This is a genomic window from Micromonospora sp. CNZ280 (assembly GCF_011759515.1).
In genome coordinates this window covers 176951-201340 of sequence record NZ_JAAOYP010000005.1, presented here as the reverse complement: position 1 = coordinate 201340, position 24390 = coordinate 176951, and the positions used below count along the sequence as shown (strand labels likewise).

28 protein-coding genes and 1 pseudogene are annotated in these 24390 nt (G+C 73.1%); 15 read left to right on the top strand and 14 right to left on the bottom strand.

The genetic code is table 11. The annotated features are described in order from the left end of the window. Positions 1-70 precede the first annotated feature (70 nt). On the top strand, positions 71-826 hold the full coding sequence (locus tag FHX32_RS31620) for an SDR family oxidoreductase (protein ID WP_167191447.1): 756 nt from the start codon (positions 71-73) through the stop codon (positions 824-826). 89 nt (positions 827-915) lie between these two features. Further along, positions 916-1302, top strand: coding sequence for a DoxX family protein (locus FHX32_RS31615; protein WP_167191445.1), 387 nt, complete (start codon positions 916-918; stop codon positions 1300-1302). Between the two features lie 54 nt (positions 1303-1356). On the opposite strand, the gene FHX32_RS31610 is transcribed toward FHX32_RS31615, so the two are convergent. Then, on the bottom strand, positions 1357-1554 hold the full coding sequence (locus FHX32_RS31610; RefSeq protein ID WP_167191443.1) for a DUF397 domain-containing protein: 198 nt from the start codon (positions 1552-1554) through the stop codon (positions 1357-1359). 19 nt (positions 1555-1573) lie between these two features. Continuing rightward, positions 1574-1702, bottom strand: a pseudogene (locus tag FHX32_RS35545) (XRE family transcriptional regulator); the annotation flags it as partial. Between FHX32_RS35545 and FHX32_RS31605 the strand changes: the two are divergent. From FHX32_RS31605 to FHX32_RS31580, 6 genes are all read left to right on the top strand, one after another. Further along, on the top strand, positions 1674-1841 hold the full coding sequence (locus FHX32_RS31605) for a hypothetical protein (protein ID WP_167191441.1): 168 nt from the start codon (positions 1674-1676) through the stop codon (positions 1839-1841). The pseudogene FHX32_RS35545 and the gene FHX32_RS31605 overlap by 29 nt on opposite strands. Further along, positions 1842-2027: a hypothetical protein gene (locus FHX32_RS31600; protein WP_167191439.1), complete on the top strand. Its 186-nt coding sequence runs from the start codon at positions 1842-1844 to the stop codon at positions 2025-2027. It begins immediately after the preceding gene. A 35-nt stretch (positions 2028-2062) separates the two neighbouring features. Then, positions 2063-3346 carry a sensor histidine kinase gene (locus FHX32_RS31595; RefSeq protein WP_167191437.1) on the top strand — a complete coding sequence of 428 codons (1284 nt, stop codon included), beginning with the start codon at positions 2063-2065 and terminating at the stop codon, positions 3344-3346. Then, the gene (locus FHX32_RS31590) at positions 3343-4041 is read left to right on the top strand and encodes a response regulator transcription factor (protein WP_167191435.1); all 699 of its coding nucleotides are present in this window, start codon (positions 3343-3345) and stop codon (positions 4039-4041) included. The genes FHX32_RS31595 and FHX32_RS31590 overlap by 4 nt, the downstream gene beginning before the upstream one ends. 81 nt (positions 4042-4122) lie before the next feature. Continuing rightward, positions 4123-5016: an ATP-binding cassette domain-containing protein gene (locus tag FHX32_RS31585; RefSeq protein ID WP_167191433.1), complete on the top strand. Its 894-nt coding sequence runs from the start codon at positions 4123-4125 to the stop codon at positions 5014-5016. Continuing rightward, on the top strand, positions 5013-6074 hold the full coding sequence (locus tag FHX32_RS31580; RefSeq protein ID WP_167191431.1) for an ABC transporter permease: 1062 nt from the start codon (positions 5013-5015) through the stop codon (positions 6072-6074). The genes FHX32_RS31585 and FHX32_RS31580 overlap by 4 nt, the downstream gene beginning before the upstream one ends. A 13-nt stretch (positions 6075-6087) precedes the next feature. Here FHX32_RS31580 and FHX32_RS31575 read toward each other — a convergent pair whose 3' ends face one another. Beyond that, positions 6088-6744, bottom strand: coding sequence for a ribonuclease FAU-1 family protein (locus tag FHX32_RS31575; RefSeq protein WP_167191429.1), 657 nt, complete (start codon positions 6742-6744; stop codon positions 6088-6090). Between the two features lie 232 nt (positions 6745-6976). Between FHX32_RS31575 and FHX32_RS31570 the strand changes: the two genes are divergently transcribed. Genes FHX32_RS31570 through FHX32_RS31555 form a run of 4 tightly spaced genes read left to right on the top strand, consistent with a single transcriptional unit; the run spans position 6977 to position 8784 of the window. Beyond that, entirely contained in the window at positions 6977-7309 is a 333-nt protein-coding gene (locus tag FHX32_RS31570) for a WXG100 family type VII secretion target (RefSeq protein ID WP_109903524.1), read from the top strand. A 4-nt stretch (positions 7310-7313) separates the two neighbouring features. Further along, positions 7314-7808, top strand: a complete 495-nt coding sequence (locus FHX32_RS31565) for a WXG100-like domain-containing protein (protein ID WP_167191427.1) — start codon at positions 7314-7316, stop codon at positions 7806-7808. Next, positions 7801-8292: a hypothetical protein gene (locus tag FHX32_RS31560; protein WP_167191425.1), complete on the top strand. Its 492-nt coding sequence runs from the start codon at positions 7801-7803 to the stop codon at positions 8290-8292. The genes FHX32_RS31565 and FHX32_RS31560 overlap by 8 nt, the downstream gene beginning before the upstream one ends. Before the next feature lie 9 nt (positions 8293-8301). Next, a complete protein-coding gene (locus FHX32_RS31555) occupies positions 8302-8784 on the top strand; it encodes a hypothetical protein (protein ID WP_167191423.1) in 483 nt (160 codons plus the stop codon). A gap of 164 nt (positions 8785-8948) precedes the next feature. Here FHX32_RS31555 and FHX32_RS31550 read toward each other — a convergent pair whose 3' ends face one another. Both FHX32_RS31550 and FHX32_RS31545 read right to left on the bottom strand, forming a co-directional pair. Continuing rightward, a complete protein-coding gene (locus tag FHX32_RS31550; RefSeq protein WP_109903520.1) occupies positions 8949-9698 on the bottom strand; it encodes a YebC/PmpR family DNA-binding transcriptional regulator in 750 nt (249 codons plus the stop codon). Positions 9699-10017: 319 nt separating this feature from the next. Further along, positions 10018-10677, bottom strand: a complete 660-nt coding sequence (locus FHX32_RS31545) for an NADPH-dependent FMN reductase (protein WP_167191421.1) — start codon at positions 10675-10677, stop codon at positions 10018-10020. A gap of 104 nt (positions 10678-10781) precedes the next feature. Here FHX32_RS31545 and FHX32_RS31540 point away from each other — a divergent pair, with 104 nt between their 5' ends. Then, positions 10782-11633 carry a helix-turn-helix transcriptional regulator gene (locus FHX32_RS31540; RefSeq protein ID WP_486481437.1) on the top strand — a complete coding sequence of 284 codons (852 nt, stop codon included), beginning with the start codon at positions 10782-10784 and terminating at the stop codon, positions 11631-11633. 104 nt (positions 11634-11737) lie between these two features. On the opposite strand, the gene pdxT is transcribed toward FHX32_RS31540, so the two are convergent. The 6 genes from pdxT to pgsA form a co-directional block, all read right to left on the bottom strand. Next, positions 11738-12343, bottom strand: a complete 606-nt coding sequence (pdxT, locus tag FHX32_RS31535; protein ID WP_167191417.1) for a pyridoxal 5'-phosphate synthase glutaminase subunit PdxT — start codon at positions 12341-12343, stop codon at positions 11738-11740. 2 nt (positions 12344-12345) lie between these two features. Beyond that, complete coding sequence (gene pdxS / locus FHX32_RS31530; protein ID WP_109903512.1) at positions 12346-13260, bottom strand: pyridoxal 5'-phosphate synthase lyase subunit PdxS; 915 nt, start codon at positions 13258-13260, stop codon at positions 12346-12348. A 169-nt stretch (positions 13261-13429) separates the two neighbouring features. Next, positions 13430-13933, bottom strand: a complete 504-nt coding sequence (locus FHX32_RS31525) for a hypothetical protein (protein ID WP_167191415.1) — start codon at positions 13931-13933, stop codon at positions 13430-13432. 82 nt (positions 13934-14015) lie between these two features. After that, positions 14016-15176, bottom strand: a complete 1161-nt coding sequence (locus tag FHX32_RS31520) for a glycosyltransferase family 4 protein (protein ID WP_167191412.1) — start codon at positions 15174-15176, stop codon at positions 14016-14018. 248 nt (positions 15177-15424) lie between these two features. After that, the gene (locus FHX32_RS31515) at positions 15425-16357 is read right to left on the bottom strand and encodes a phosphatidylinositol mannoside acyltransferase (protein WP_167191410.1); all 933 of its coding nucleotides are present in this window, start codon (positions 16355-16357) and stop codon (positions 15425-15427) included. Then, positions 16354-16986 (bottom strand): phosphatidylinositol phosphate synthase, encoded by a 633-nt coding sequence (gene pgsA, locus FHX32_RS31510; protein WP_167191408.1) that lies wholly within the window; start codon positions 16984-16986, stop codon positions 16354-16356. The genes FHX32_RS31515 and pgsA overlap by 4 nt, the downstream gene beginning before the upstream one ends. 241 nt (positions 16987-17227) lie before the next feature. Here pgsA and FHX32_RS31505 point away from each other — a divergent pair, with 241 nt between their 5' ends. Then, the gene (locus FHX32_RS31505) at positions 17228-19390 is read left to right on the top strand and encodes an elongation factor G-like protein EF-G2 (protein WP_167191406.1); all 2163 of its coding nucleotides are present in this window, start codon (positions 17228-17230) and stop codon (positions 19388-19390) included. A 217-nt stretch (positions 19391-19607) separates the two neighbouring features. Here FHX32_RS31505 and FHX32_RS31500 read toward each other — a convergent pair whose 3' ends face one another. Together FHX32_RS31500 and FHX32_RS31495 are read right to left on the bottom strand one after the other, a co-directional pair. Continuing rightward, a complete protein-coding gene (locus tag FHX32_RS31500; protein WP_167191404.1) occupies positions 19608-20666 on the bottom strand; it encodes an aldo/keto reductase in 1059 nt (352 codons plus the stop codon). Between the two features lie 49 nt (positions 20667-20715). Then, complete coding sequence (locus tag FHX32_RS31495; protein ID WP_208419709.1) at positions 20716-21228, bottom strand: HIT family protein; 513 nt, start codon at positions 21226-21228, stop codon at positions 20716-20718. A 173-nt stretch (positions 21229-21401) separates the two neighbouring features. Here FHX32_RS31495 and FHX32_RS31490 point away from each other — a divergent pair, with 173 nt between their 5' ends. Continuing rightward, positions 21402-22136, top strand: coding sequence for a D-Ala-D-Ala carboxypeptidase family metallohydrolase (locus FHX32_RS31490; protein ID WP_167191401.1), 735 nt, complete (start codon positions 21402-21404; stop codon positions 22134-22136). A 58-nt stretch (positions 22137-22194) separates the two neighbouring features. On the opposite strand, the gene thrS is transcribed toward FHX32_RS31490, so the two are convergent. Continuing rightward, positions 22195-24204 carry a threonine--tRNA ligase gene (gene thrS, locus FHX32_RS31485; protein ID WP_167191399.1) on the bottom strand — a complete coding sequence of 670 codons (2010 nt, stop codon included), beginning with the start codon at positions 24202-24204 and terminating at the stop codon, positions 22195-22197. Between the last annotated feature and the right edge of the window lie 186 nt (positions 24205-24390).

Genomic DNA, 24390 nt, shown 5'->3' with positions numbered 1-24390 from the left:
CATGTGCGTCCGGACGCGGCGCGGACGATCCGCGCCGCACCCAACCCGCACGAGCAGGAGCTTGGAGCACATGACAGACCAGAGGATCGCGTTGGTCACCGGGGCGAACAAGGGGATCGGCCGGGCGACCGCCGAGCAGCTCGCCGCGCTGGGCATGACGGTGCTGATCGGCGCCCGGGACCCGCGGCGCGGCGAGGAAGCCGCCATGGCGGTGCGCGCGACCGGCGGCGACGCCCACCCGGTGACCCTGGATGTCACCGACGCGGGCACCGTCCGGGCGGCCGCGCGGTGGGTCGAGGAACGCTTCGGCCGCCTCGACGTACTGGTCAACAACGCGGGCGTCACCGGCTCCGGGCAGGTCTCGCCCGAGAACGCCCACGACCAGGTGCCCAGCGCGGTCGACCTGGACATGGTCCGGTCGGTGTTCGAGACCAACGTCTTCGGCGTGATCGCGGTGACCAACGCCGTGCTCCCGCTGCTGCGCCGGTCGCCGGCGCCGCGGATCGTCAACGTCAGCAGCCACGCCGCGTCGCTGACCCTCACCAGCGACCCGGACGGCCCGCTGGCCGGCCTGCTGCCGTCGGCGGCGTACTCGCCGTCCAAGACCGCGCTGAGCGCGCTGACCGTGCAGTACGCCAACGAGCTGCGCAAGGACGGCATCCTGGTCAACGCCGTCGCCCCCGGCTTCTGCGCCACGGACAGCAACAACCACACCGGCTTCCTCACCCCCGCGCAGGGGGCGGCGGTGGTGGTGCGCCTGGCCACCCTCGGCGCGGACGGACCGACCGCCGGGTTCTTCGGCGCGGACGGCCCGTTGCCCTGGTAGCGCTCCGGTTTGCGCGGGGCGGCCAGTTGACCCCGCTCAGCCGCACACCTGACCACCGGGAATCACCGACAACCCTGCAAGGAGACTTGATGAACCTCGCGCTGTGGATCGTTACCGGCCTGCTCGCCGCCATCCTCCTCGGCAGCACCTCCAAGATGTTCGTGCCCAGGGAGAAGTTGGCGGCCAAGGGGGGCCGCGCCGCGGAATGGCTCCTGGACTTCAGCCCCGGTGCCCTCCGGGTCATCGGAACCCTCGAGATCCTGGCCGCGGCGGGCCTGATCCTGCCCGCCGTACTCGACATCGCGCCGGTGCTGGTGCCGGTGACCGCCACCTGTGTGGCGTTGCTGTTCGCCGGCGCGGCGACCATGCGCCTCCGCCGGGGCGAGACCGTGACGATCCTGCCCGACCTGGTCTATCTCGCCCTGGCCGTCTTCGTGGCCTGGGGCCGCTTCGGCCCCGAGTCCTTCACCGGCTGACCCGCGCCGGGCCGCCCCTGCCCGGGGCGGCCCGGCGCCACAGCGTGACGGGGGTTACCGGGCGCCGCGCGGGCGCAGCGCCCCGCTGGTGGCCGCGGCCAGGAAACCCGTCCAGGCCGTCGGGCCGAACGCCAGCACCGGCCCGCCACGATCCTTGCTGTCGCGTACGCCGACCACGCCGGCCAGGTTCGTCGCCACCTCGACACAGGTCCGCCACGAGTTTCCGGGACGCCCGGCGCGGCAGCGCCTCACCCCGCAGGCTCTCCCACCTGCGGTGAAGGCTATCAACGTCGGCTGAGTGGTCGCTCACGTGCGCACGCAGCGGGGTGTCCACGTGCGCCACCTCGGCACCCTCGGGTGTCCGGGCCAGGATGAAGGCACCCGCCAACCCGGCGTGCATGCCCGCGTCGGCACGGACCAGCGCGAGCAGCCGCTCGAAGAAGCCGCCGGACTCCGGCGCCGCGTCGACCCGGCCGACGAAGTCCTGCGACGAAGTGCGGTGGCCGATCTCCAGCATGCCGACCACCGACGACGAGTAGTTGATCCCTGGGCCCCAGCCGCCGGATCCGGCCGAGCTGTTCGCCCGGTTCGTCGGCTGGACCCGGCCGGTCGGGGCGGCGGCCGAGCGCGGGCGGCTGGACGGGCTGCTCGACCGGGTCACCTCCGGGCCCGCCGGCGGCGTCCGCCGCCCGGCGCGGGCCGGGGCGTCCCGGCCGGGTACCTGACCGGCGCCGGCCCGCGGGGTGAGATCCTCAGCAGGGTGACCACCGAGACGGGCGAGGACTGGCGGCGACCCGGGCCCACCCCGGAGCAGCGCCGGTTCGACGTCTACGCCGGGCTGGCCGCCACGGTGCTGGCCCTGTTCAGCCTCACCCTGGCCCGCAGCACCGGGGCGTTCCTGCTCGGCCCGCCGCCGTCCGGCCCGGAACAGGTCTTCTGGACCGTCGCGGTGACCCTGCCGCTGGTCTGGCGGCGGCGCTTCCCCGCCACCGTCACGCTGGTGATCTCGGCGGCGTTCATCGCCGCCCAGGCGCGCGCCGCCCCGGAGACCCAGCTGTCCGGGTGGGCGCTGTTCGCCGCCATCTACACCCTCGGCGCGTGGGGGCGCGACCGCCGGCTGTCCAAGCGGCTGCGGATGGGCGTCATCGCCACCATGTTCGTCTGGCTCGGGGTGTACTACGCGACCACCATCGGCAGCATCCCGCCGGACGCCTTTGCCCGCGCGGTCGGGCCGGTGCCTCCGGTGCTCGCCGCGATCGTCAGCGGCGTGCTGGTCAACGGGCTGTACTTCGGGTTCGCGTACTTCTTCGGGGAGACCGCGTGGCTGGCCGCCCGCCGCCAGCAGGAGCTGGCCGAGCGGGCCGAGCAGCTGCGCCGGTCGCAGGCCGAGGTCCGCGAGCACGCGGTGGTCGGCGAGCGGGTCCGCATCGCCCGGGAGCTGCACGACGTGGTGGCCCACCACGTGTCGGTGATGGGGGTGCAGGCGTCCGCCGCCCGGCGGGTGCTCGACAAGGACCCGGTCAAGGCCCGCACGGCGTTGGGCGCGATCGAGGAGACCGCCCGCACGGCGGTCGACGAGCTGCGCCGGATGCTCGGCGTGCTGCGCGCCAGCGACGCCGCGGACGGCCCCGGGCCCGCCGGCCCGGCCGGCATCGACCAGGTCGCGGCCGTGGCGGAACGGGCCCGCGAGGCCGGGCTGCGGGCCACCCTGGGGGTGTACGGGGAACCGGTGCCGCTGCCCGAGTCGGTGTCCCAGGCCGCCTACCGGGTGGCCCAGGAGGCCGTCACGAACACGCTCAAGCACGCCACCGGCGCGACCGTGCTGGACGTACGGATCCGCTACCTGGCACACGAGGTGGAGGTCGACGTGACCGACGACGGACGGGCCACCCGCCCGGCGAACGCCGACGGGCTGGGCCTGATCGGCATGCGCGAACGGGTCGCCACGCACGGCGGCGGGCTGGAGGTCGGCCCCCGCGCCGGTGGCGGCTGGCGGGTCCGGGCGCGCTTCCCGCTGCCGGTGCCGGCGGAGCGTCCGGCATGAGCGAGGCGGCCACGGAGCGGCCGATCCGGGTGCTGCTCGCCGACGACCAGCACCTGGTCCGTACCGGCTTCCGGGTCATCCTCGAGGTGGAGGACGACATCGAGGTGGTCGGCGAGGCCGCGGACGGCGAGCGTGCGGTGGGCATGACCCGGGCGCTGCGCCCGGACGTGGTGCTGATGGACGTGGAGATGCCGGGCGTCGACGGGCTCGCGGCCACCCGGCGGATCACCGCCGAGCAGGAGGGGCCGGGCGGGTCGGCGGTGCTGATCCTCACCACCTTCGACCGCGACGACTACCTGTTCGCCGCGCTGCGCGCCGGGGCCAGCGGCTTCCTGCTGAAGAACGGCACGCCGGAGGCGCTGGTCGAGGCGATCCGGGTGCTGGCCCGCGGCGACGGGCTGCTCGCCCCGGAGCTGACCCGGCGGGTGATCGCCACCTTCGCCCGGCCGGGCGAGGCGGCCGGGGCGGCGGCCCCCGGCGAGGCGGCGCTGGACGAGCTCACCCCCCGCGAACGGGAGGTGCTGGTGCTGGTCGCCCGGGGCGCCAGCAACGCCGAGATCGCCGCCGAGCTGCACCTGGGCGAGGCGACGGTGAAGACCCACGTCAGCCGGGTGCTGGCCAAGCTCGGGCTGCGCGACCGGGTGCAGGCGGTGGTGTTCGCGTACGAGCACGGGGTGGTGCGGCCCGGCGGATGACCGCCTCCGCCCTGCGGCGGACCCGGCCGCTCCACCGGTGGACGGACGGCAGCCGGCCGCCGGCGACCTAACGTGACCATCGTGATGAACGTGCTCCGTCTGGACGGCGTCGACCGCAGTTTCGGCGACCGTCAGGTGCTCAGGAACGTGTCCTTCGAGGTGGCCGCCGGCCGGATGACCGGCTTCGTCGGCGGCAACGGCGCCGGCAAGACCACCTCCATGCGGATCATCCTCGGCGTGCTCGCCCCGGACGCCGGCCAGGTCACCTGGCAGGGGGTGCCGCTGACCCGGCAGGTGCGCCGGCGCTTCGGCTACATGCCGGAGGAACGCGGCCTCTATCCGAAGATGAGCGTCCGCGAGCAGGTGGCGTACCTGGGCCGGCTGCACGGGATGACCGCGGCGGCGGCCCGGCGCAACACCGACGCCCTGCTGGAGCGGGTCGGGCTCGCCGAACGCGGCGACGACCTGCTGGAGACGCTGTCGCTGGGCAACCAGCAGCGCGCCCAGATCGCCGCCGCGCTGGTGCACGACCCCGAGGTGCTGGTGCTCGACGAGCCGTTCTCCGGCCTCGACCCGCTGGCCGTGGACACCGTCGTGGCGGTGCTGCGGGAGCGGGCCGCCGCGGGCGTGCCGGTGCTGTTCTCCAGCCACCAGCTCGACGTCGTCGAGCGGCTCTGCGACGACCTGGTGATCATCGCGGACGGGATGATCCGCGCGGCCGGCAGCCGGGAGCAGTTGCGCCGGACGTACACCTCGCCCCGGTTCGAACTGGTGGTGGCGACCGACGCCGGCTGGCTGCGGGACGAGCCCGGGGTGACCCTGGTCGACCTGGACGGCGCCCGCGCCGTGTTCGACCTCGCCCCCGGCGCCGACGAGCAGCCGGTGCTGCACGCGGCGCTCGCCCGCGGCCCGGTCCGGACGTTCCGCCTGGTCGCCCCCTCCCTCACCGAGATCTTCCGAGAGGTCGCCCAGTGAACACCAGGCAGGCCACCCACCTGGTCGCCGCCCGCGAGATCCGGGTCAAGCTGCGCGACCGAACGTTCCTGTTCAGCACGCTGTTCTTCCTGCTCATCGCCGCGGCGGCGACGATCCTGCCGCCGCTGCTCTCCGGCGGCCCGTCGAGCGTGGCGGTGACCGAGGCGGCGGCCGGGCCGCTGCGCGCGACCGGGCTGGAGGTGCGCACGGTCGCCGACGACCGGGCCGCCGAGCAGGCCGTCCGCGACGGCGACGTGGACGCTGCGGTGGTGGCCGGGCCGGCGGTGCTGGCCATGGACGACGCGCCCGACGACGTGGTGACGGCGTTGAGCACCCGGCCCGACGTGCGGCTGCTCGACCCGGACGCGGTGGACCCGGTGGTGGCGTTCCTGGTGCCGTTCGCCTTCGCGTTCGTCTTCTTCATCACCTCGCAGACCTTCGGCGTGCAGATCTCGCAGAGTGTGGTGGAGGAGAAGCAGACCCGGGTGGTGGAGATCCTGGTGGCCGCCGTGCCGGTGCGGGCGCTGCTGGCCGGCAAGCTGGTCGCCGGCACGGTGCTGGCGCTCGGCCAGATCGCGCTGATCGCCCTGGTCACCGTGGTCGGGATGCGGTTCGCCGACGGCGGCGGGCTGCTCACCCTGCTCGGGCCGGCGATCGGCTGGTTCGTACCGTTCTTCCTGCTCGGCTTCGTGCTGATAGCGGCCATGTGGGCGGCGGCCGGCGCCCTGGTCAACCGCCAGGAGGACATCGCCGGCGTGTCCATGCCGGTGCAGCTCGCGGTGATGCTGCCGTTCTTCGCGGTGATCTTCCTGAACGACAACGCGACCGCCATGCGGGTGCTGTCCTACCTGCCGTTCTCCTCCCCCACGGCGATGCCGCTGCGGCTGTTCACCGGCGACGCGGCCGGCTGGGAGCCGCTGGTGTCGCTGGCCCTGCTGCTGGTCGCGGCCGCCGCGTTCCTGGTCGCCGGGGCGCGGGTGTACGAGGGCTCGCTGCTGCGTACCAACGGCCGCACCTCGATCCGCGCCGCCTGGCGCTCCCGGGAGACCCTCGGCTGAACCGGCCGGCGGGTCAGCCGGCGACGGTGTCCCAGCCGGCGGGCAGCCGGGGCACCGGCCACGCCGGGTCGGGCTTCCAGGACGCCCAGTTCTCGTCCCACCAGCGCTCCCCCGCGTCGAGCAGGGCGGCGATCCGGTCACCCTCCGCCCGGATGGCGTCGCCCATCCCCGGGTAGCGCCCCTCCGCCAGGCGCTGGGCGAACATCTCCACGTCCTTCCAGACGTACCGTTCCGCGTCCGCGGCCCACCACAGGTCCAGCTCGTGGTCCAGGGTGTCCACCCCGATCGGGGTACGCCGGACCGGGTCCTGCAGGTTGAAGTACCAGCCGGCGAAGGCGCGGTCCGGGCCGGTCCAGAAGACGTCCAGCGAGTGCGCCTCGCCGGGGCGGTGCAGCATCAGCTTGCCGTGCCCGCTCCAGGCCCGGTGGCCGGCGGCCTCCCACGGGTGCCGGCCGGCCGGGAAGACGCCGCGCCGCGGGAAGCCGAACTCGGCGCCCGGCGGCAGGTAGAGCGCGAGCAGATCGGGCGAGTCCTCGACGCAGATGGTCGGACAGCCGAACCACACCTCGCCGAGCAGAATCTCCCGCCGGATCACCACGTCACCCGGCGCGAACCGGTGCCCGCCGACCGTCTGACCAGCGCCGTCCCCCGCGCCACCGCCCAACTCCATCCGCCCAGCCTAGTCACGGCCGGCGGCCCTCGGGCGAGCTGCCGGGCAGCGTGCGAGCTCCGCGGCGGCCGGCGGGAGGCGCCGCTCGGCGCGTCGGGCGCCGGACCACCGACCTGGACGTGGGCAAGGCGTGGGTCGCGGATCGGACAGAAGTCGCGCACGGGGCGTCCCACAGTGGACGCGGACGGTTAGCATCGGCTCCGCAAGCCCGCCCACGAGTACGGAGGCGAGCATGTCCATGTCCGGCTTCCAGGTGGATCCCGAGGCGCTGCGGGCCAGCGCGGAATCGCTCGACCGGTCGGTCGACCGGATGGCCGAGGTCCTGGAGCAGTTCGAGAGCACCGTGCAGGGGCTCGGCGAGCCGTGGGGCGGCGACGACCTCGGCACCCTGATCGGCGAGCTGTACCTCGGCATCCACGATCTGGCCATGAGCTGCTTCGAGGGCAACGGCGAGGTGCTCGGGCAGTTCGCCGCCGGCCTGCACACCATGGCCGACGCGTTCGAGGAGGCCGATCAGCAGGTCGAGGCCGGTCTGCGCAAGATCGGCCAGGCGTTGGGCGGGTGACGCGATGGGGCTGCAACTTCCCGGTGAACTCGTCTCGCTGTTGGGCATGCTCGGCTACAGCTGGCCGGAGGCCGACGAGGAGAAGCTCTTCGAGCTGGGCCAGCACTGGCTGAGCCTGGCAGCGACGGTGCAGACGGTCGGCGCCGAGGCGCAGCGGGCCGGCGAGTCGGTCTGGGCCGCCAACACCGGTCAGGCGGTGGCGGCGTTCCAGCGGCGGTGGGGCGGCCAGGAGGCGCCGATGGCGAACCTCACCGACGGCGTCAGCGCCGCGCAGGGCGTCGCGGTGGGGCTGTTCCTCACCGCTGGGGTCGTGCTCGTTCTGAAGATCAACGTGATGGTGCAGCTCGTCCTGCTGGCGATCCAGATCGCGCAGGCGATCGCCACCGCCGCACCGACCTTCGGCGCCTCGCTGGCCGAGATCCCGATCTTCAAGATGATCACGTCGTTGGTCATCGACCAGCTGCTCAACCTCGCCATCGACGCGGTGCTCAATGGGTAAGGGAAAGCTGCGTCGACTCCGGCGACAGGGGCGCGGCGGCTTCGCCCGGGGCATCTTCGGGCCGGTCGGCGACCTGCTCCGCCCGGGCCAGGACCTGAAGAACCTCGGCCTGCCGCGGGACCGGCTGCGCCATCCCAACGCCACCCCGTTCCCGGTCCGGTCGCTGCGCGGCATCTCGATCCGGTCGCTGCGCGCGCAGCGCCCGCGCAACTGGACCGAGACGCCGACCCGCAACAACGAGGGCTTCATCTGGAAGGACGAGAACGGCGTCGAACGGCTGCGCTTCATGCGGCCCACCGGCGACAACCCCAGCGCCAGCCAGTGGAGCCGCCAGGCGAACGGCTACCTCCGCTGGCAGTCCGCCCAGTCCGGCAACAGCCCGGCCGATAACCTCTTCCTCGACCACGACGGCAACATCGTCGACAAGAACGATCCGCTGTTCGCCGAGAAGACGCACATCGTGTACGAAGGCCCGTACCCGTAAGGAGACATCGTGGAACCGATGCGCGACCCGCGCGGGGCGCTCAGCCAGATCATGGAGGCCCTCGTCTTCTCCTACGGGTACGACCCGCAGCGCGCCACCTTCACCCTGGTCACCGAGTACCCGCTGAAGTCGCCCGGGAGCATCCGCGAGTTCGCGGCGTTCGTCTTCGAACAGGTCGAGTTCGAACGCCTGGCCGGCGACCACCCGCCGTACCAGCACTTCCAGGAGACGTACCACGGCATCGGCCCGGGCGGCATGGTCGTGCAGGACATCCAGCAGCGCGACGTCGGGCCCGACCGGCACCGGGTGGAGCTGTGGTTCGGTGACAACTTCGGCGGCGTGGCGGTCAGCTACGCCGGGCTGCGCGGCTGGACCCGGGGCTCGACGGCGGAGCAGGTCGGCCCCCGGCAGTGGGTCTACCGCGACGCGCGCACCAACGAGAAGTTCGACCTCGACTTCCCGTTCCCGAGCCTGGTCGGCCCGCCCGCCTGACCGCGTTCCGGGTCACCGCCCCGGCCTGACGGCCAGGTGATCGGTCAGCCGGTGCGACGGGCCGTCCCGCCCCGGCCATCTCCACGCCCGACAGGAAAGGCGCGAACGGGATCGCAGGGATCCCGTTCGCGCCTTTCCGTCGGGCCGGTGTCAGGGCAGTGGACTCAGCCGACCGCGGCCATGATCTCGTCGCTGACGTCGAAGTTCGCATAGACGTTCTGCACGTCGTCGCAGTCCTCCAGCACGTCGATCAGCTTGAAGATCTTCCGGGCGCCCTCCTCGTCCAGCGGGACGTTGACGCTCGGGATCAGCGACGACTCGGCCGACTCGTACTCGATGCCGGCGTCCTGTAGGGCGGTGCGCACCGCGATCAGGTCACCCGGCTCGGAGACCACCTCGAACGCCTCGCCCAGGTCGTTGACCTCCTCGGCGCCGGCGTCCAGCACGGCCATCATCACGTCGTCCTCGGTGGTGCCGGCCTTCGGCACGATCACCACGCCCTTACGGGAGAACATGTACGACACCGAGCCGGCGTCGGCGAAGGAGCCGCCGTTGCGGGTCAGCGCGGTACGCACCTCGGTCGCGGCGCGGTTGCGGTTGTCGGTCAGGCACTCGATGAGCAGCGCGACGCCGTTCGGGCCGTACCCCTCGTACATGATCGTCTGGTAGTCGGCGCCGCCGGCCTCCAGGCCGGAGCCACGCTTGACCGCACGATCGATGTTGTCGTTCGGTACCGAGTTCTTCTTCGCCTTCTGGATGGCGTCGTAGAGCGTCGGGTTACCGGCCGGGTCGCCGCCGCCGGTCCGCGCGGCCACCTCGACGTTCTTGATCAGCTTGGCGAACATCTTGCCGCGCTTGGCGTCGATGACCGCCTTCTTGTGCTTGGTCGTCGCCCACTTTGAGTGGCCGGACATCTGTTACCTCCGTTGCTACCCGCCGTCTGCATCGACCGCACCGCACGCGCCCCGCCCCCGCCGGCGCACGCCGAGGTGCCGGTGATCTTTCTGCTGGGAGCCGCGGCGAGCTGATGGCCCTGCCGAATCTCGGCAATCCTACCGGCGGCCGGCGGGTCACTGTCACGCGCCGCACGACCCCGGCCCGTCCGATGCCGCCCGAACAGGGACAACGCGGACGGGCCGGCCGGTCATTCCCCGAAGCCGTACGACCCGACCACGGTGACGTCCGACAGGTGCTCGGGACGGACCCGGTGGCGGATCAGGATCGGCTCCACGCTCAGCCCACCAGCTCCGGGCTGCCCTCGACGGCCGGCGTGCCAACGCCGGCCCGCAGGGCGTCGGACCAGGTCACGATCTCGGTCAGCATGGTCGACAACGACTCCTCCCGCCCCTCGCCCGGGGCGAGCCTGCCGGGCGCGGTGGGATCGCCGGGATCCGACCCGGAGAAGTCGAAATCGGTGAAGACCGAGAGCGAGACCTGGGTGGGTACCACCGCCGCGCGCACCTCGGCCATGATCAGCCGCAGGTGGTCGGCCGCCCGGTTGCCGCCCTGCACGCCGTAGCTGAGCAGCCCGACCACCTTGTCGTTCCACTCGGCGTACAGGTAGTCGACGGCGTTCTTCAGCCCGGCGGGGATCGAATGGTTGTACTCCGGGGTGACGAAGACGAACGCGTCGCAGGCAGCCACGACCGCGCTCCACCGGCGGGTGTGCGGCTGTCGGTAGTCGCCGAACATCGCCGGCACGGGCTCGTCGAGCAGCGGCAGCGCCTGCTCCGCCAAGTCGATCACCTCGATCTCGGCGACGCCGGCGCGTACCGCCGGGTGGCGGGACGCCACCTGTCCGGCCCATTGGGCGACCGCGCCGCCGCGCCGGCCGGGGCGGGTGCTTCCCACGATCAGACCGATCCGGGTCGGTCGTGCTGTTTGGGTACTCATGCCGACGATCGTCGGTCCGACCACCGATGGTGGGGAGGCCGGCGCGAGGGTGGCCCTGCCCGGGCCACCCAACGGGCGTGGTGCGGTGCCAGACTGTGCGGGTGATGGACGGAGAGCTGGGCGCGTTCCTGCGCAGCCGGCGAGAGGCTGTCCAGCCGGCCGACGTGGGTCTCGCCCCGGGTCCGCGCCGCCGCACGCCCGGTCTGCGTCGGGCGGAGCTGGCGACGCTGGCCCAGGTGAGCGTCGAGTACCTGACCCGGCTGGAGCAGGGCCGCGACACCCGCCCGTCGCCGGAGATCCTCGCCGCGCTCGCCGACGCCCTGCTGCTCGACGACGCCGATCGGGACCACCTGCAGCAGCTCGCGACGGTCAGCCACAGCCGGCAACTGTGCCCGGGCGAGCGACCGTCGGCCGCCCGCACCGTCCGCCCGACGGTCCGGGCCGTGCTCGACGGGCTCCGCGACACCCCGGCGTACGTGCTGAACCAGCTCAGCGATGTATTGGCCTGGAACGACGCCTTCGACCGGCTGGCCCGCCCCCTGGGCCTGCTCGACGGGAACCGGCCGAACCTGCTGTGGTTCACGCTCGCCGACGAACGCGCCCGCGACCACTTCCCGAAGTGGGCGGAGCTGGCCGACCAGCAGGTGGCCGAGCTGCACCGGTTGCGCCGGGGCGACCCGGCCACCGACGCCTTCGCCGAGCGGCTGGCCCGCACCGTCGGCGCACCGTTCACCGAGCGGTGGGAGCGGCGTCCGGTGGCCGCCCCACGGACCGGCGTCCGGGAGCTGCGGCACCCGCAGGTCGGCCCGCTGCGGCTGGCCTACGAGATCCTGGAGCTCGCTGACGCCGCCCCCCAGCGGATCGTCGTCCAACTCCCGGCCGACGCCGCCTCCGCCGCCAACCTGGACCGGCTCCTCGGCCGCCGGCCCGGACAACTACGCTCCGTCGCCGGCTGACCGGCGCGGCCCCAAGCGAACGGCACCGGGCGCGAACGGTGCGGTGTACCGGCACTGGCGGGTCCCCGGTGCGGGAGACACCGCCCGGCCGGCCGCGAAGCCGCTCAGGAGGCGGCCCGGACGATGTCCACGAAGTAGCGGTGCAGCCGCAGGTCTCCGGTGAGTTCGGGGTGGAACGAGGTGGCCAGCAGATTGCCCTGCCGCACCGCCACGATCCGGCCGGTGGCCGGGCCCTCGGTCACCGTGCCGAGCACCTCGACGCCGTCACCGACCCGCTCCACCCACGGCGCCCGGATGAACACCGCGTGGAACGGCCCGCCCTCGACGCCGTCGACCGCCACCGGGGCCTCGAACGAGTCCACCTGTCGGCCGAACGCGTTGCGCCGCACGATCATCGCGATGCCGTCGAAGCCGCGCTGGTCGGGGCGGCCGTCGAGCACCTCCTGCGCCAGCATGATCATGCCGGCGCAGGAGCCGTAGACCGGCATCCCGCCGGCGATCCGCTTGTCGATCGGCTCGCGCATCTCGAAGATGTCGGCCAGCTTGCTGATCGTGGTGGACTCCCCGCCGGGGATGACCAGCCCGTGCACCGCGTCCAGTTCCTCGGGCCGGCGGACCGGGCGGGCGTCCGCGCCCGCCCCGGTCAGCGCCGCGACGTGCTCGCGCACGTCGCCCTGGAGGGCGAGCACACCGATGGTGGGCCCGCTCATGGTCACCAGCCCCGCTCGGCCAGCCGGTGCGGCTGCGGGATCTCGTCGACGTTGATGCCGACCATCGCCTCGCCGAGGCCGCGGGAGACCTTGGCCAGCACGTCCGGGTCGTCGTGGAAGGTGGTGGCCTTCACGATCGCGGCGGCGCGCTGGGCCGGGTTGCCGGACTTGAAGATGCCCGAGCCGACGAAGACGCCCTCGGCGCCGAGCTGCATCATCATGGCGGCGTCGGCCGGCGTGGCGATCCCACCGGCGGTGAACAGCACCACTGGCAGCTTGCCGGTCTGGGCCACCTCCTTGACCAGCTCGTACGGGGCCTGGAGCTCCTTGGCCGCGACGTACAGTTCGTCCTCCGGCAGCGACTGCAGCCGACGGATCTCCTTGCGGATCTTCCGCATGTGGGTGGTGGCGTTGGAGACGTCACCGGTGCCGGCCTCGCCCTTGGAGCGGATCATGGCCGCGCCCTCGGTGATCCGGCGCAGCGCCTCGCCCAGGTTGGTCGCGCCGCAGACGAACGGGACGGTGAACGCCCACTTGTCGATGTGGTTCTCGTAGTCGGCCGGGGTCAGCACCTCGGACTCGTCGATGTAGTCGACGCCGAGCGACTGGAGGATCCGGGCCTCCACGAAGTGGCCGATCCGGGCCTTGGCCATCACCGGGATCGAGACGGCGTTGATGATGCCGTCGATCATGTCCGGGTCGCTCATCCGGGACACCCCGCCCTGGGCGCGGATGTCGGCGGGCACCCGCTCGAGCGCCATCACCGCGACGGCGCCGGCGTCCTCGGCGATCCGGGCCTGCTCGGCGTTGACCACGTCCATGATCACGCCACCCTTGAGCATCTCGGCCATGCCGCGCTTGACGCGGGCGGTGCCGACGACGGGGGCGCTGGTGTGCTGAGAAGTGGAATCGGGCACGGGTTATCGCTCCTCAGGAGTGCTCGGGAGGGTGGCAGCGGAGATGCTACGCCCGGCGCAACGCCACTCCGACAGCCAATCAGACCCACGGTGGCCTGCGATGTGGCCGCCATCACCCGCCGGCGGCAGCGCCGCGCCCCGGCCCCGATGTCTGCCGGGTGGTCGCGGCTCAGCTGGCCGGGACGTCCGCCGGGAGGGTGAGGGTGGGGTCGTCGATGTCGAAGTAGCGCGGCCAGGGGTGCCGGCGCCCCATCCGCAACAACCGCACCAACGGTCGCCGGCGGGCGGCTCGCGCGTCCCGGACCAGGTCGGTGTGCACCTGCCGGGCCAGGGCCAGCCGGCGGCTGGCGGCGATCACCGCCTCGCAGTCCGGGTCGGCCGGGTCGAGCTGCACCGCACGCAGTTGCCGGGTGAGGTCGTTCTCGGCGGCCTCCCGCTCGTCCGGGTGGGCGTCCAGGGCGATCCGCGCCGCCGCGTACAGCTCGACGCCGTACCGCCGCTCGGCCAGCACCGCGGCAGCCGCGGCCCGGCGCAGCAGGTGGGCGTCGAGCGCGCGGGCCGCCAGCTCCGCGCGGGCCTGCAGCCGCTCGACCCGGCCGGCGGTCCAGATCAGGTACGCCGCGACCAGCGCGACGACCAGGGTCGTGCCCACCACCCACCACATGCCCGGCATCGTAGTGCTGCTCCGTTTCGGTCTCCTCCGGCCGTCGCCGGCTCCGATGCTCCGGTCACCCAAGCACCACGCGCCACCCGGGTCAGCCCAGCCCCACCCATTCCGTGTCGATGACCCGCCCGTCGGTGGCCTCGATCGCCGCTGCGTATACCTCCAGAACCCGGCGGGCAACCACGGGCCAGTCGAAATTCGCCACCACCTGGTCGCCGCAGGCGGTCAGCTCCGCCCGCTGCCGCGGGTCGTCGAGCAGCTCGGTTAGCGCGGCGCGCAGCGCCGCCGCGTCCCCGGTCGGGAAGAGCCGCCCCGCCCGACCGCCGTCGAGCACCCGGCGGAACGCGTCGAGGTCGCTGGCCACCACTGTGGTCCCGGCCGCCAGCGCCTCGGTGAGGATCATGCCGAACGACTCGCCGCCGGTGTTCGGCGCCACGTAGAGGTGCACGCTGCGCAGCATCCGCGCCTTGTCCGCCTCGGGGACCAGCCCGAGGAAGGTCACCCGGTCGCGCAGCCCGGCCGGGAACCGGTCGTACAGGTCGTCCGGGTCGCCCGGCCCGGCGACCAGCAGCCGCAGCCCGGGACGCTGGGCGGCCAGCTCGACGAAGGCGTCCCGGAGCACCGGGAAACCCTTGCGCGCCTCGGTGAACCGGCCCAGGAAGCCGATCGAGCCGCCCTCGCCCGGCGCGCACTCCCCCGGCCACCCGGGCAGCGGCTCGGCGTCGGTGAACTTCGCGACGGCCACCCCGTTCGGGATCTCCACCGCCCCGCCGTCCATGTGCTCGACCTGCACCTTGCGGGCCAGCGCGCTGACCGCGATCCGGGCGGTGATCCGCTCCAGCACGATCTGAAGCACGCCCTGCGCGGCGGCCAGCGCCCGGGACCGGGTCATCGCGGTGTGGAAGGTGGCCACCACCGGCCCGCGGGCGGAGAGCACGGCGAGCAGCGAGAGGCTGAGCGTGAGCGGCTCGTGCACGTGCAGCACGTCGAAGTCGCCGCGGGTGATCCAGCGCCGCACCCGGGCCGTGGAGACCGGCCCGAACGCGATCCGGGCCACCGAGCCGTTGTACGGCAGCGGCACCGCCCGCCCGGCCGGCACCACGTACGGCGGCAGCGGGGACTCCTCGTCGGCCGGGGCGAGCACGCTCACCTGGTGGCCGAGCCCGATCAGCGCCTCGGCCAGGTCCATGACGTGGTTCTGCACCCCACCGGGCACGTCGAACGAGTACGGACACACGATGCCGATCCGCACCTCAACGCCCTTTGTTCGCGACTGCCCGGATCCGCTCCGCCGTACTCCTCGCGCTCACGGTGCCACCTCAGTTCGCGACTGCGGGGCTCGCAGACCCGGCTCACTCCTCGCGCTCACCGCTGCCACCTCAGTTCGCGACTGCGGGCTCGCAAACCCGGCTCACTCCTCGCGCTCACGGTGCCACCTCAGTTCGCGACTGCGGGGCTCGCAGACCCGGCTCACTCCTCGCGCTCACCGCTGCCTCTCCCTCAGAGCTGTCCGGTGGCCGGCGAGGGCAGGGCCGCGCCGTCGACTGGGCCACGCTGGTCCAGCCACATCCGTTGCAACATGTGCCAGTCTTCCGGATGCCGGGCGATACCCGCCGCCAGACTGTCGGCGATCCGCTGGGTCAGCGACCGCACGCGCTCGTCGAGCGGGCCCTCCTCGGGGCCGGGTACCGGCAGCGGACCCGCCAGCGACGCCCGTGCGGCGTCCGGTTCGTACCACATCGAGGCGACGTAGAGAGGCGCCCCGGTGCGCAGCGCGAGCAGCGCCGGCCCGGCCGGCATCCGGGTGCGGCCGCCGAAGAAGTCGACCTCCACACCCCGGGCGGAGAGGTCCCGGTCGGCCAGCAGCGGCACCACCGCGCCGGCGCGCAGCCGGTCCACCAGCACGTCGAACGCCGGCCGGTCACCGCCGTGGGTGGGCAGGATCTCCATGCCGAGACTGCGGCGGAAGGCGAGGAACCGCTGGTAGACGCCCTCCGGCTTGAGCCGCTCGGCGACCGTGGTGATCGGCCAGCCGGTGGCCGCGACCCAGGCCCCGGCGGCGTCCCAGTTGCCGGCGTGCGGCAGCGCCACCACCGCGCCCCGACCGGCGGCCACGTCGGCGGCGAGCAGTTCCTCGCCGTCGAGCCGGAACCCGGCCAGGATCTCCCGGCGGCTCAGCGAGGGCAGCCGGAAGGCCTCCATCCAGTACCGGGCGTACGACCGCAGCCCCGCCCGGACCAGCTCGTCCAGCTCGGGCTCCGGCAGGCCCGGGCCGACCACCCGGCGCAGGTTCGCCCGCAGCCGGTCCGTACCGCCGCCACCCCGGCGGTGGGCGCGGTCCGCGCCCGCCCGGAACGCCGCGGCCACGACGGGCCGCGGCAGCGCGCGGATCACCCGCCAGCCGGCGACGTAGCCGAGCTCGGTGAGATTCACCGATTTCCGTCCGAGGTGTGGATGCGCTGCGCCTGCCGGTACACGTGCAGCATCCGCTGCCCCACCGTGAAGATCGACACGGCGGCGAGCAGCCAGAGCGCGATCTCCAGTGCCCGGTCGACGCCGAGGCCGGTGAGCAGCCCGCCGACACCGACGATGAGCAGCCGCTCGGTGCGCTCGGCGATGCCCACGTTGCAGGTCATCCCGAGGCCCTCGGCGCGCGCCTTGACGTACGAGACCAGCGCGCCGGCGGCCAGGCAGAGCAGCGCGGCGGCGACCCCGGAGTACTGGTGCTCGGTGGCCAGCCAGTACGCCACGGCGCCGAAGACCGCGCTGTCGGCGATCCGGTCCATGCTCGAGTCGAGGAACGCGCCGAACCTGGTGGAGCCCCCGCTCATCCGGGCCATCGTCCCGTCGAGCAGGTCGGTGAGCGCGAAGACGGTGACGATCAGGGCCCCGGCGACCAGATGACCACGGGCACCGAAACCGAGTGCGCCGACGAGCACCCCGAGGGTGCCCGCCACGGTGACCGCGTTGGGAGTAACGCCCGCTCGGAGCAGGCCGCGTGCGACCGGCTCGACGACACGGGCCATCCCCGCGCGGGCCGACACTTGGAAGATCTTCGCCATGGCGGTCCCACGATAACGGTCCGACCAGCACCGGCTCTACAGCCGGTCAGGCGAGCCGCCCTTGTGCCGGCCGGGCATCCGGTGTGAGATCGGATCGGGAGGTGAGCCAACTCACCCGCCCGCCCGTCACGTACCCGGAATCCAGCAGACAGCGGAGGATATCGCCGCGGGACCCGCCCCGGGCCGCTTCCCCGTCGCGCGCGGCGGTCGCCACCACCACCGGCTGAGGGAGGTGCGCCCCATGGCGCAGAAGAATCAGGAGAAGGGGATCACCGGCGGCGCGCCGGTGGTGACCGAACCCGACAGGGTCCGCAACGTGGTGCTCGTCGGGCACTCCGGAGCGGGCAAGACGACCCTGGTCGAGGCGCTGCTCGCGGCGAGCGGCACGATCACCCGGGCCGGCACGGTCACCGACGGCACCACGGTCTGCGACCACGACCCGGCGGCCGTACGCCAGCAGCGTTCGGTGAGCCTGGCCTGCGCGCCGCTGCTGCACGACGGCATCAAGGTCAACCTGCTGGACACCCCCGGCTACGCCGACTTCGTCGGTGAGCTGCGCGCCGGCCTGCGGGCCGCGGACGCCGCGCTCTTCGTGGTCTCCGCCGTGGACGGGATGGACGCCGCCACCGCCGCCCTGTGGGAGGAGTGCGCCGCGGTCGACATGCCCCGGGCGGTCGCCGTGTCCCGGCTCGACCACCCCCGGGCCGACTTCGACGAGGCGGTGGCGCTCTGCCAGCGGGTGTTCGGCGACAACGTGCTCCCGCTCTACCTGCCGATGCTCGGCGACGACGGCGTCTCCACCGTCGGCCTGCTGGGCCTGATCACCCGCCGGGTCTTCGACTACACCGCCGGCCACCCGCCGGTGGTCCGCGACCCGGACCCGGAGCACCTGCCGGCCATCGCCGAGTCCCGCAACGAGCTGATCGAGGGGATCATCGCCGAGAGCGAGGACGAGTCCCTGATGGACCGCTACCTCGGCGGCGAGGAGATCGGCACCGAGATCCTCATCGAAGACCTGGAGAAGGCGGTCACTCGCGGCCACTTCTACCCGGTGGTACCGGTCTGCGCGGAGACGGGGGTCGGGCTGGACGCGCTGCTGGAGGTGCTCACCGCCGGCTTCCCGTCGCCGCTGGAGCACGAGCTGCCGGCGGTCAGCGGGGTGGACGGCTCGCCCCGCCCGCCGCTGACCTGCGACCCGGACGGCCCGCTGGTGGCCGAGGTGGTCAAGACCACCATCGACCGGCACGTCGGCCGGGTCTCCCTGGTCCGGGTCTTCTCCGGCACGCTGCGTCCGGAGCAGACGGTGCACGTCTCCGGTCACGGCCTGGCCGAGCGCGGCCACCCCGACCACGACGCCGACGAGCGGGTCGGGCACATCTACACCCCGCTGGGCGCGAGCCTGCGCGAGGTGGCCAGCTGCGTTGCCGGCGACATCTGCGCGATCACCAAGTCGGGCAGCGCGGAGACCGGCGACACGATCTCGGCCAAGGACGAGCCGCTGCTGATCGCCCCCTGGGAGATGCCCGAACCGCTGCTGCCGGTGGCGATCGTGGCCAAGAGCCGGGCCGACGAGGACGCGCTGGCCCGCAACCTGGCCCGGCTGGTCGCCGGCGACCCGACGATGCGGCTGGACCGCAACCCGGAGACCCACCAGCTGGTGCTCTGGTGCATGGGCGAGGCGCACGCCGACGTGGTGCTGGAGCGGCTGCGCGCCGGCGGGGTCGAGCTGGACACCGAACCGGTCCGGGTGTCGCTGCGGGAGACGCTGACCGCCCCGGCCAAGGGGCACGGCCGGCACGTGAAGCAGTCCGGCGGGCACGGCCAGTACGCCGTCTGCGACATCGAGGTGGAGCCGCTGCCGCGCGGCGCCGGCTTCGAGTTCGTCGACCGGGTGGTCGGCGGGGCGGTGCCGCACAACTACATCCCCTCGGTGGAGAAGGGCGTACGGGCCCAGATGGAACGCGGCCTGGTGGCCGGTCACCCGGTGGTCGACCTGCGGGTGACGCTCTTCGACGGCAAGGCGCACAGCGTCGACTCGTCCGACGCGGCCTTCCAGACCGCCGGCGCGCTGGCCCTCAAGGACGCGGCCGAGAAGGCCCAGCCGGCACTGCTGGAGCCGGTCGACGAGGTGGTCATCCGGGTGCCCGACTCGGCGGTCGGCTCGGTGATGGGCGACCTGTCCGGCCGGCGCGGCCGGGTGCTCGGCACCGAACCGGACCCGGACGGCGAGGGGCGCACCCTGGTGCGCGCCGAGGTGCCCGCCACCGAGCTGCTCCGGTACGCCGTCGAGCTGCGCTCGATGACCTCGGGCACCGGCACCTTCCGCCGCCAGTTCGCCCGCTACGAGCCGATGCCCACCCACCTGGCCGACCAGATCCGCAAGGAACACGCCACCCGCGCCTGACCCCCTCCCCAGCCCCACCCCTGCCGGCCCATCCCAGCCCGCGCCTGCCCGAGGCCGCACTTTCCCCGAAAGTGCGGCCTCGCGCCCAACCGAGGGCCCTCTTTCCCTGAAAGTGTGGCCCCGCGCCCGGCCGAGGGCCCTCCTTCAGGGAAAGCTTGGGCGCCGCACACGGCGGCCGCCCTCGCCCCGGCGCTGAGGTACCCGGGGCGGGGGTGGGTTACGGGTGGGTGGCGGGGAGGGTGGGGCTGGGCCAGTAGGGGCGGTCGGCGGAGCGCAACGCCGCCGCCCGCAGGGCCGCCAGTTGGCGCTCCACCTCGGCGAACTGGTCGGGCGGCAGCGGCCCCCAGCCCAGTGCGCCGGCGTTCTCCTCGACCTGGGCGACGGTACGGCAGCCGGGGATCGGCACGCTGCGGCCGCTACGCGTCCAGATCCAGCCCAACGCGCCCTGGGCCAGGGTGCGCCCGTCGCCGGTCAGCGCCGCCCGCACCGCGGCGACCCGGCGCAGCCACTCCGGCGCCGGCCGGCCGCCGCGGAACCACTCCAGCCAGCCCGGCGCGACGCCCCGCACGTCGTCGCGGGGCAGCGTGGAGCCGGCGTTGTACTTGCCGGTGAGCAGCCCCATCCCGAGCGGCCCCCGGACGACGCTGGCCAGGTCGTACTTGTCGCAGACGGCGAGCAGCTCGGGGGCGTCGCGGAGCACCGAGAGGGCGTGCTGCACGGCGGTGGCGCGCGGGGCGCCGTGGCCGAACGCGGCGGCCCGGTCGGGGCGGTCGGTGCTCCAGCCGTACGCCCGGATCAGGCCGTCGGCGACCAGGTCCTCCAGGGTGCCGACCAGCGCCTCGGCCCGGGGCACCGGCAGGTCGGCCAGGTGCAGCTGGTAGAGGTCGATCCGGTCGGTGTCCAGCCGGCGCAGCGAGTCGTGCACCGCCAGCCGCAGGTACGCCGGGGAGGCGTCCTCGCCGGTCGCCTGCCGGGTCGCCTCGTCGAAGGTGTAGCCCCACTTGGTGGCGATCACCGCCTCGTCCCGCCGGCCGGCGAGCGCACGGCCGAGGACCCGCTCGCCGTGGCCCGCCCCGTACGTGTCGGCGGTGTCGAAGAGGGTGACGCCGAGGTCGAGCGCGCGCCGTACGGCGCGTACCGACTCCTCGTCGTCGACCGCGCCCCAGCCCAGCGGCTGACTGCCCTCGGCCCACGGGCCGCCGATCGCCCAGCACCCCATGCCGAGGGCACTGACCTCGATGCCGCTGCGACCCAACGTCCGCGTGCTGACTGCCATCGGCAGATCGTGCCACCCGGCGGGCCCGGACGGGTGGCGCGCGGCCGGTTCAGGACGGCCAGGCGCGGGCCAGCAGGTCCCGGGTGTCGCCGAGCAGTTGGGGCAGCACCTTGGTGCGGCCGATCACCGGCATGAAGTTGGCGTCGCCGCCCCAGCGCGGCACCACGTGCTGGTGCAGGTGCGCGGCGATCCCGGCGCCGGCCACGCCGCCCTGGTTCATGCCGAGGTTGAACCCGTGCGCGTTGCTGACCTTGCGGATCACCCGCATCGCGGTCTGCGTGCAGGTCGCCAGCTCGCCGGTCTCCGCCGCGTCCAGGTCGGTGTAGTCGGCGACGTGCCGGTAGGGGCAGACCAGCAGGTGGCCCGGGTTGTACGGGTAGAGGTTGAGCACCACGAAGACGTGCTCGCCGCGCGCCACCACCAGGCTCTCCTCCGGCGGCCGCCCCGGCGCCAGGCAGAACGGGCAGCCGGTGGGCTTCTCGTAGCCGCCCTCGGGCCGGTCCTCGCCCGAGATGTAGGTCATCCGGTGCGGCGTCCAGAGCCGCTCCAGGCCGTCGGCCATGCCGCTGTCCGTGTGCCGTTCCGCCCCTGTCACAAGCCGATCCTACGGACCCGGCCCGGCCGGCGGCGACGCCCGCCGGCGGGATGTCCGTTCCTGCAAGTTGTTGACGGATCGAAGCGCACATCTGAAAATTCTATGCATCCAGATACTTCTATTTACCGATGGAGGGCTCCATGATCCGACGGCTCGGCAGGTTCTTCGCGGCGCTCGCGCTGGCCGCCGCCACCACGGTGGTCGGCGTCACCCTCACCCCCGGGGCGGCACACGCCGACGGCTGCTACACCTGGGGACGCACCCTGTCCCAGGGGATGTCCGGCGAGGACGTCCGGCAACTCCAGATCCGCGTCTCCGGCTACCCCGGCTACGGCGCGGTGCTCGGCCTGGACGGCGCGTACGGCCCGGCCACCGCGGCGGCGGTGACCCGCTTCCAGCAGGCGTACGGCCTGAGCGCGGACGGCATCGCCGGCCCGCAGACCTTCAACAAGATCTACTCGTTGCAGGATGACGACTGCACCCCGGTCAACTTCAGCTACGCGGAATGGAACCGGTGCAACAGCACCTGGTCCGGCGGAGCGGTCTCGGCCAGCACCGCCAAGTTCAACGCGCGGGTGTCGATGTGGAAGCTCCAGGCCATGCGGCGCGCCCTCGGCAACGTGCCGATCTACATCAGCAGCGGCTTCCGCAGCTACGCCTGCAACAGCGCGGTCGGCGGAGCCTCCAACAGCCGGCACCTCTACGGCGACGGGGTCGACCTGACCGGGTCGCCCTCGTTCTGCCGGCTCGCGCAGCAGGCCCGCTACCACGGCTTCAGCAACATCCTCGGCCCCGGTTACCCGGGTCACAACGACCACACCCACCTGGGCAACAGCCCGAGCCGGTCCTGGTCTGCGCCGACCTGCGGCATCTGACGGCTGGTGATCCGGCGGCGAAGCCCCCCGCGCTGCGGGGGGCTTCGGTTCACCAGGGTCAGGCGGCCGACGGCCCGATGTTGCTCCGCGTGGTGACCACGTCCAGCACGTGGGCGACCGCCTCGGCGATCGGCACCCCGTTGCGCTGCGAGCCGTCCCGGTAGCGGAACGAGACGGTGCCGGCCGCCACGTCGTCGTCGCCGGCGATCACCATGAACGGGATCTTCTGCTGCTGGGCGGTGCGGATCTTCTTCTGCATCCGGTCGTCACCGGTGTCGACCTCGGCCCGGATCCCCTCGGCACGCAGCGCCGCGACGAACCCGTGCAGGTAGTCGGCGTGCTCGTCGCGGATCGGGATGCCGACCACCTGCACCGGGGACAGCCAGGCCGGGAAGGCGCCGGCGTAGTGCTCGGTGAGCACCCCGACGAACCGCTCGATCGAGCCGAACTTGGCGCAGTGGATCATCACCGGCTGCTGCCGGGTGCCGTCGGCCGCCTGGTACTCCAGCCCGAAGCCCTTGGGCTGGTTGAAGTCGTACTGGATGGTCGACATCTGCCAGGTGCGGCCGATCGCGTCCTTGGCCTGCACCGAGATCTTCGGGCCGTAGAAGGCCGCGCCGCCCGGATCGGGGACGAGCTCCAGCCCGGTCTCCCTCGCGCACTGCTCCAGCACCGCGGTGGCGGTCGCCCAGTCCTCCTCCGAGCCGACGAACTTGTCCGGCCGGGACTCGTCCCGGGTCGACAGCTCCAGGTAGAAGTCGGTGATGCCGAAGTCGCGGAGCAGGCCGAGCACGAACGCCAGCAGGTGCTTGACCTCGGCCGGCGCCTGCTCCTTCGTGCAGTACGAGTGCGAGTCGTCCTGGGTGAAGCCGCGCACCCGGGTGAGCCCGTGGATGACGCCCGACTTCTCGTACCGGTAGACCGACCCGAACTCGAACAGCCGCATCGGCAGCTCACGGTAGGACCGCCCGCGCGACCTGTAGATCAGGTTGTGCATCGGGCAGTTCATCGCCTTGAGGTAGTAGTCGCTGCCCTCCATCTGCATGGGAGGGAACATGGTGTCCTTGTAGTAGGGCAGGTGGCCCGAGGTGTGGAAGAGACCTTCCTTCGAGATGTGCGGGGTCCCGACGTACTGGAAGCCCTCCTCGATGTGCCGGGCCCGGACGTAGTCCTCCATCTCCCGCTTGAGCACACCGCCCTTGGGGTGGAAGACCGCCAGCCCGGAGCCGATCTCGTCGGGGAAGCTGAACAGGTCGAGGTCCGCACCGAGCTTGCGGTGGTCGCGCCGGGCGGCCTCCTCCAGCAGCTTCAGGTACGCCTTGAGCTCGTCCCGGGTCGGCCAGGCGGTGCCGTACACTCGCTGCAGCTGGGGGTTCTTCTCCGACCCCCGCCAGTACGCGGCCGCCGAGCGCATCAGCTTGAACGCCCCGATCAGCCGGGTGTTCGGCAGGTGCGGGCCGCGGCACAGGTCCGACCAGCAGACCTTCTCCTCGTTCGCGGCCAGGTTGTCGTAGATGGTCAGCTCGCCGCCGCCGACCTCCATCACCTCGGAGGAGTCCAGGCCCTCGCCCTTGACGTCGATCAGCTCCAGCTTGAACGGCTCGGCGGCCAGCTCGGCCTTCGCCTCGTCCAGGCTGCGGAAGCGCCGCCGGCGGAACCGCTGGCCGGACTTGATGATCTCCTGCATCCGCTTCTCGAGCCGGGTCAGGTCGTCCGGCTGGAACGGCTTGTCGACCGCGAAGTCGTAGTAGAAGCCGTTCTCGATCGGCGGGCCGATGCCGAGCTTGGCCTCCGGGAAGATGTCCTGCACGGCCTGGGCGAGCACGTGCGCGGTGGAGTGGCGCAGCACGTTCAGCCCGTCCGGGGAGTCCAGGCTGACCGGCTCGACCTCGGTGTCGACGGCCGGCATCCAGTCCAGGTCGTGCAGCACGCCCTGCGGGTCGCGGACCACGACGATCGCCTTCGGGCCGGCGGCGGGCAGCCCGGCCGCGGCCACCGCGTCGGCCGCCGTGGTCCCGGCGGCGACGACGACGGGGTCGGCCACGGCGGGGGTACGGGGTGCGGACACGGTGACTCCTCCAGCAGACGGAACGGATGTACGCCGACACGCGGCTCCTGCCGATGCTATCGGTCGTGCTCGCCGGCACGGTCGGCGACGCCCACCGCCCGGCGGTCGACGGTCCACGGCCGGCACCGGACGGTTGAACCATTTCGGCGCGCGATCCGAACTACCGGGTGTGGCCGGAAACCGGTG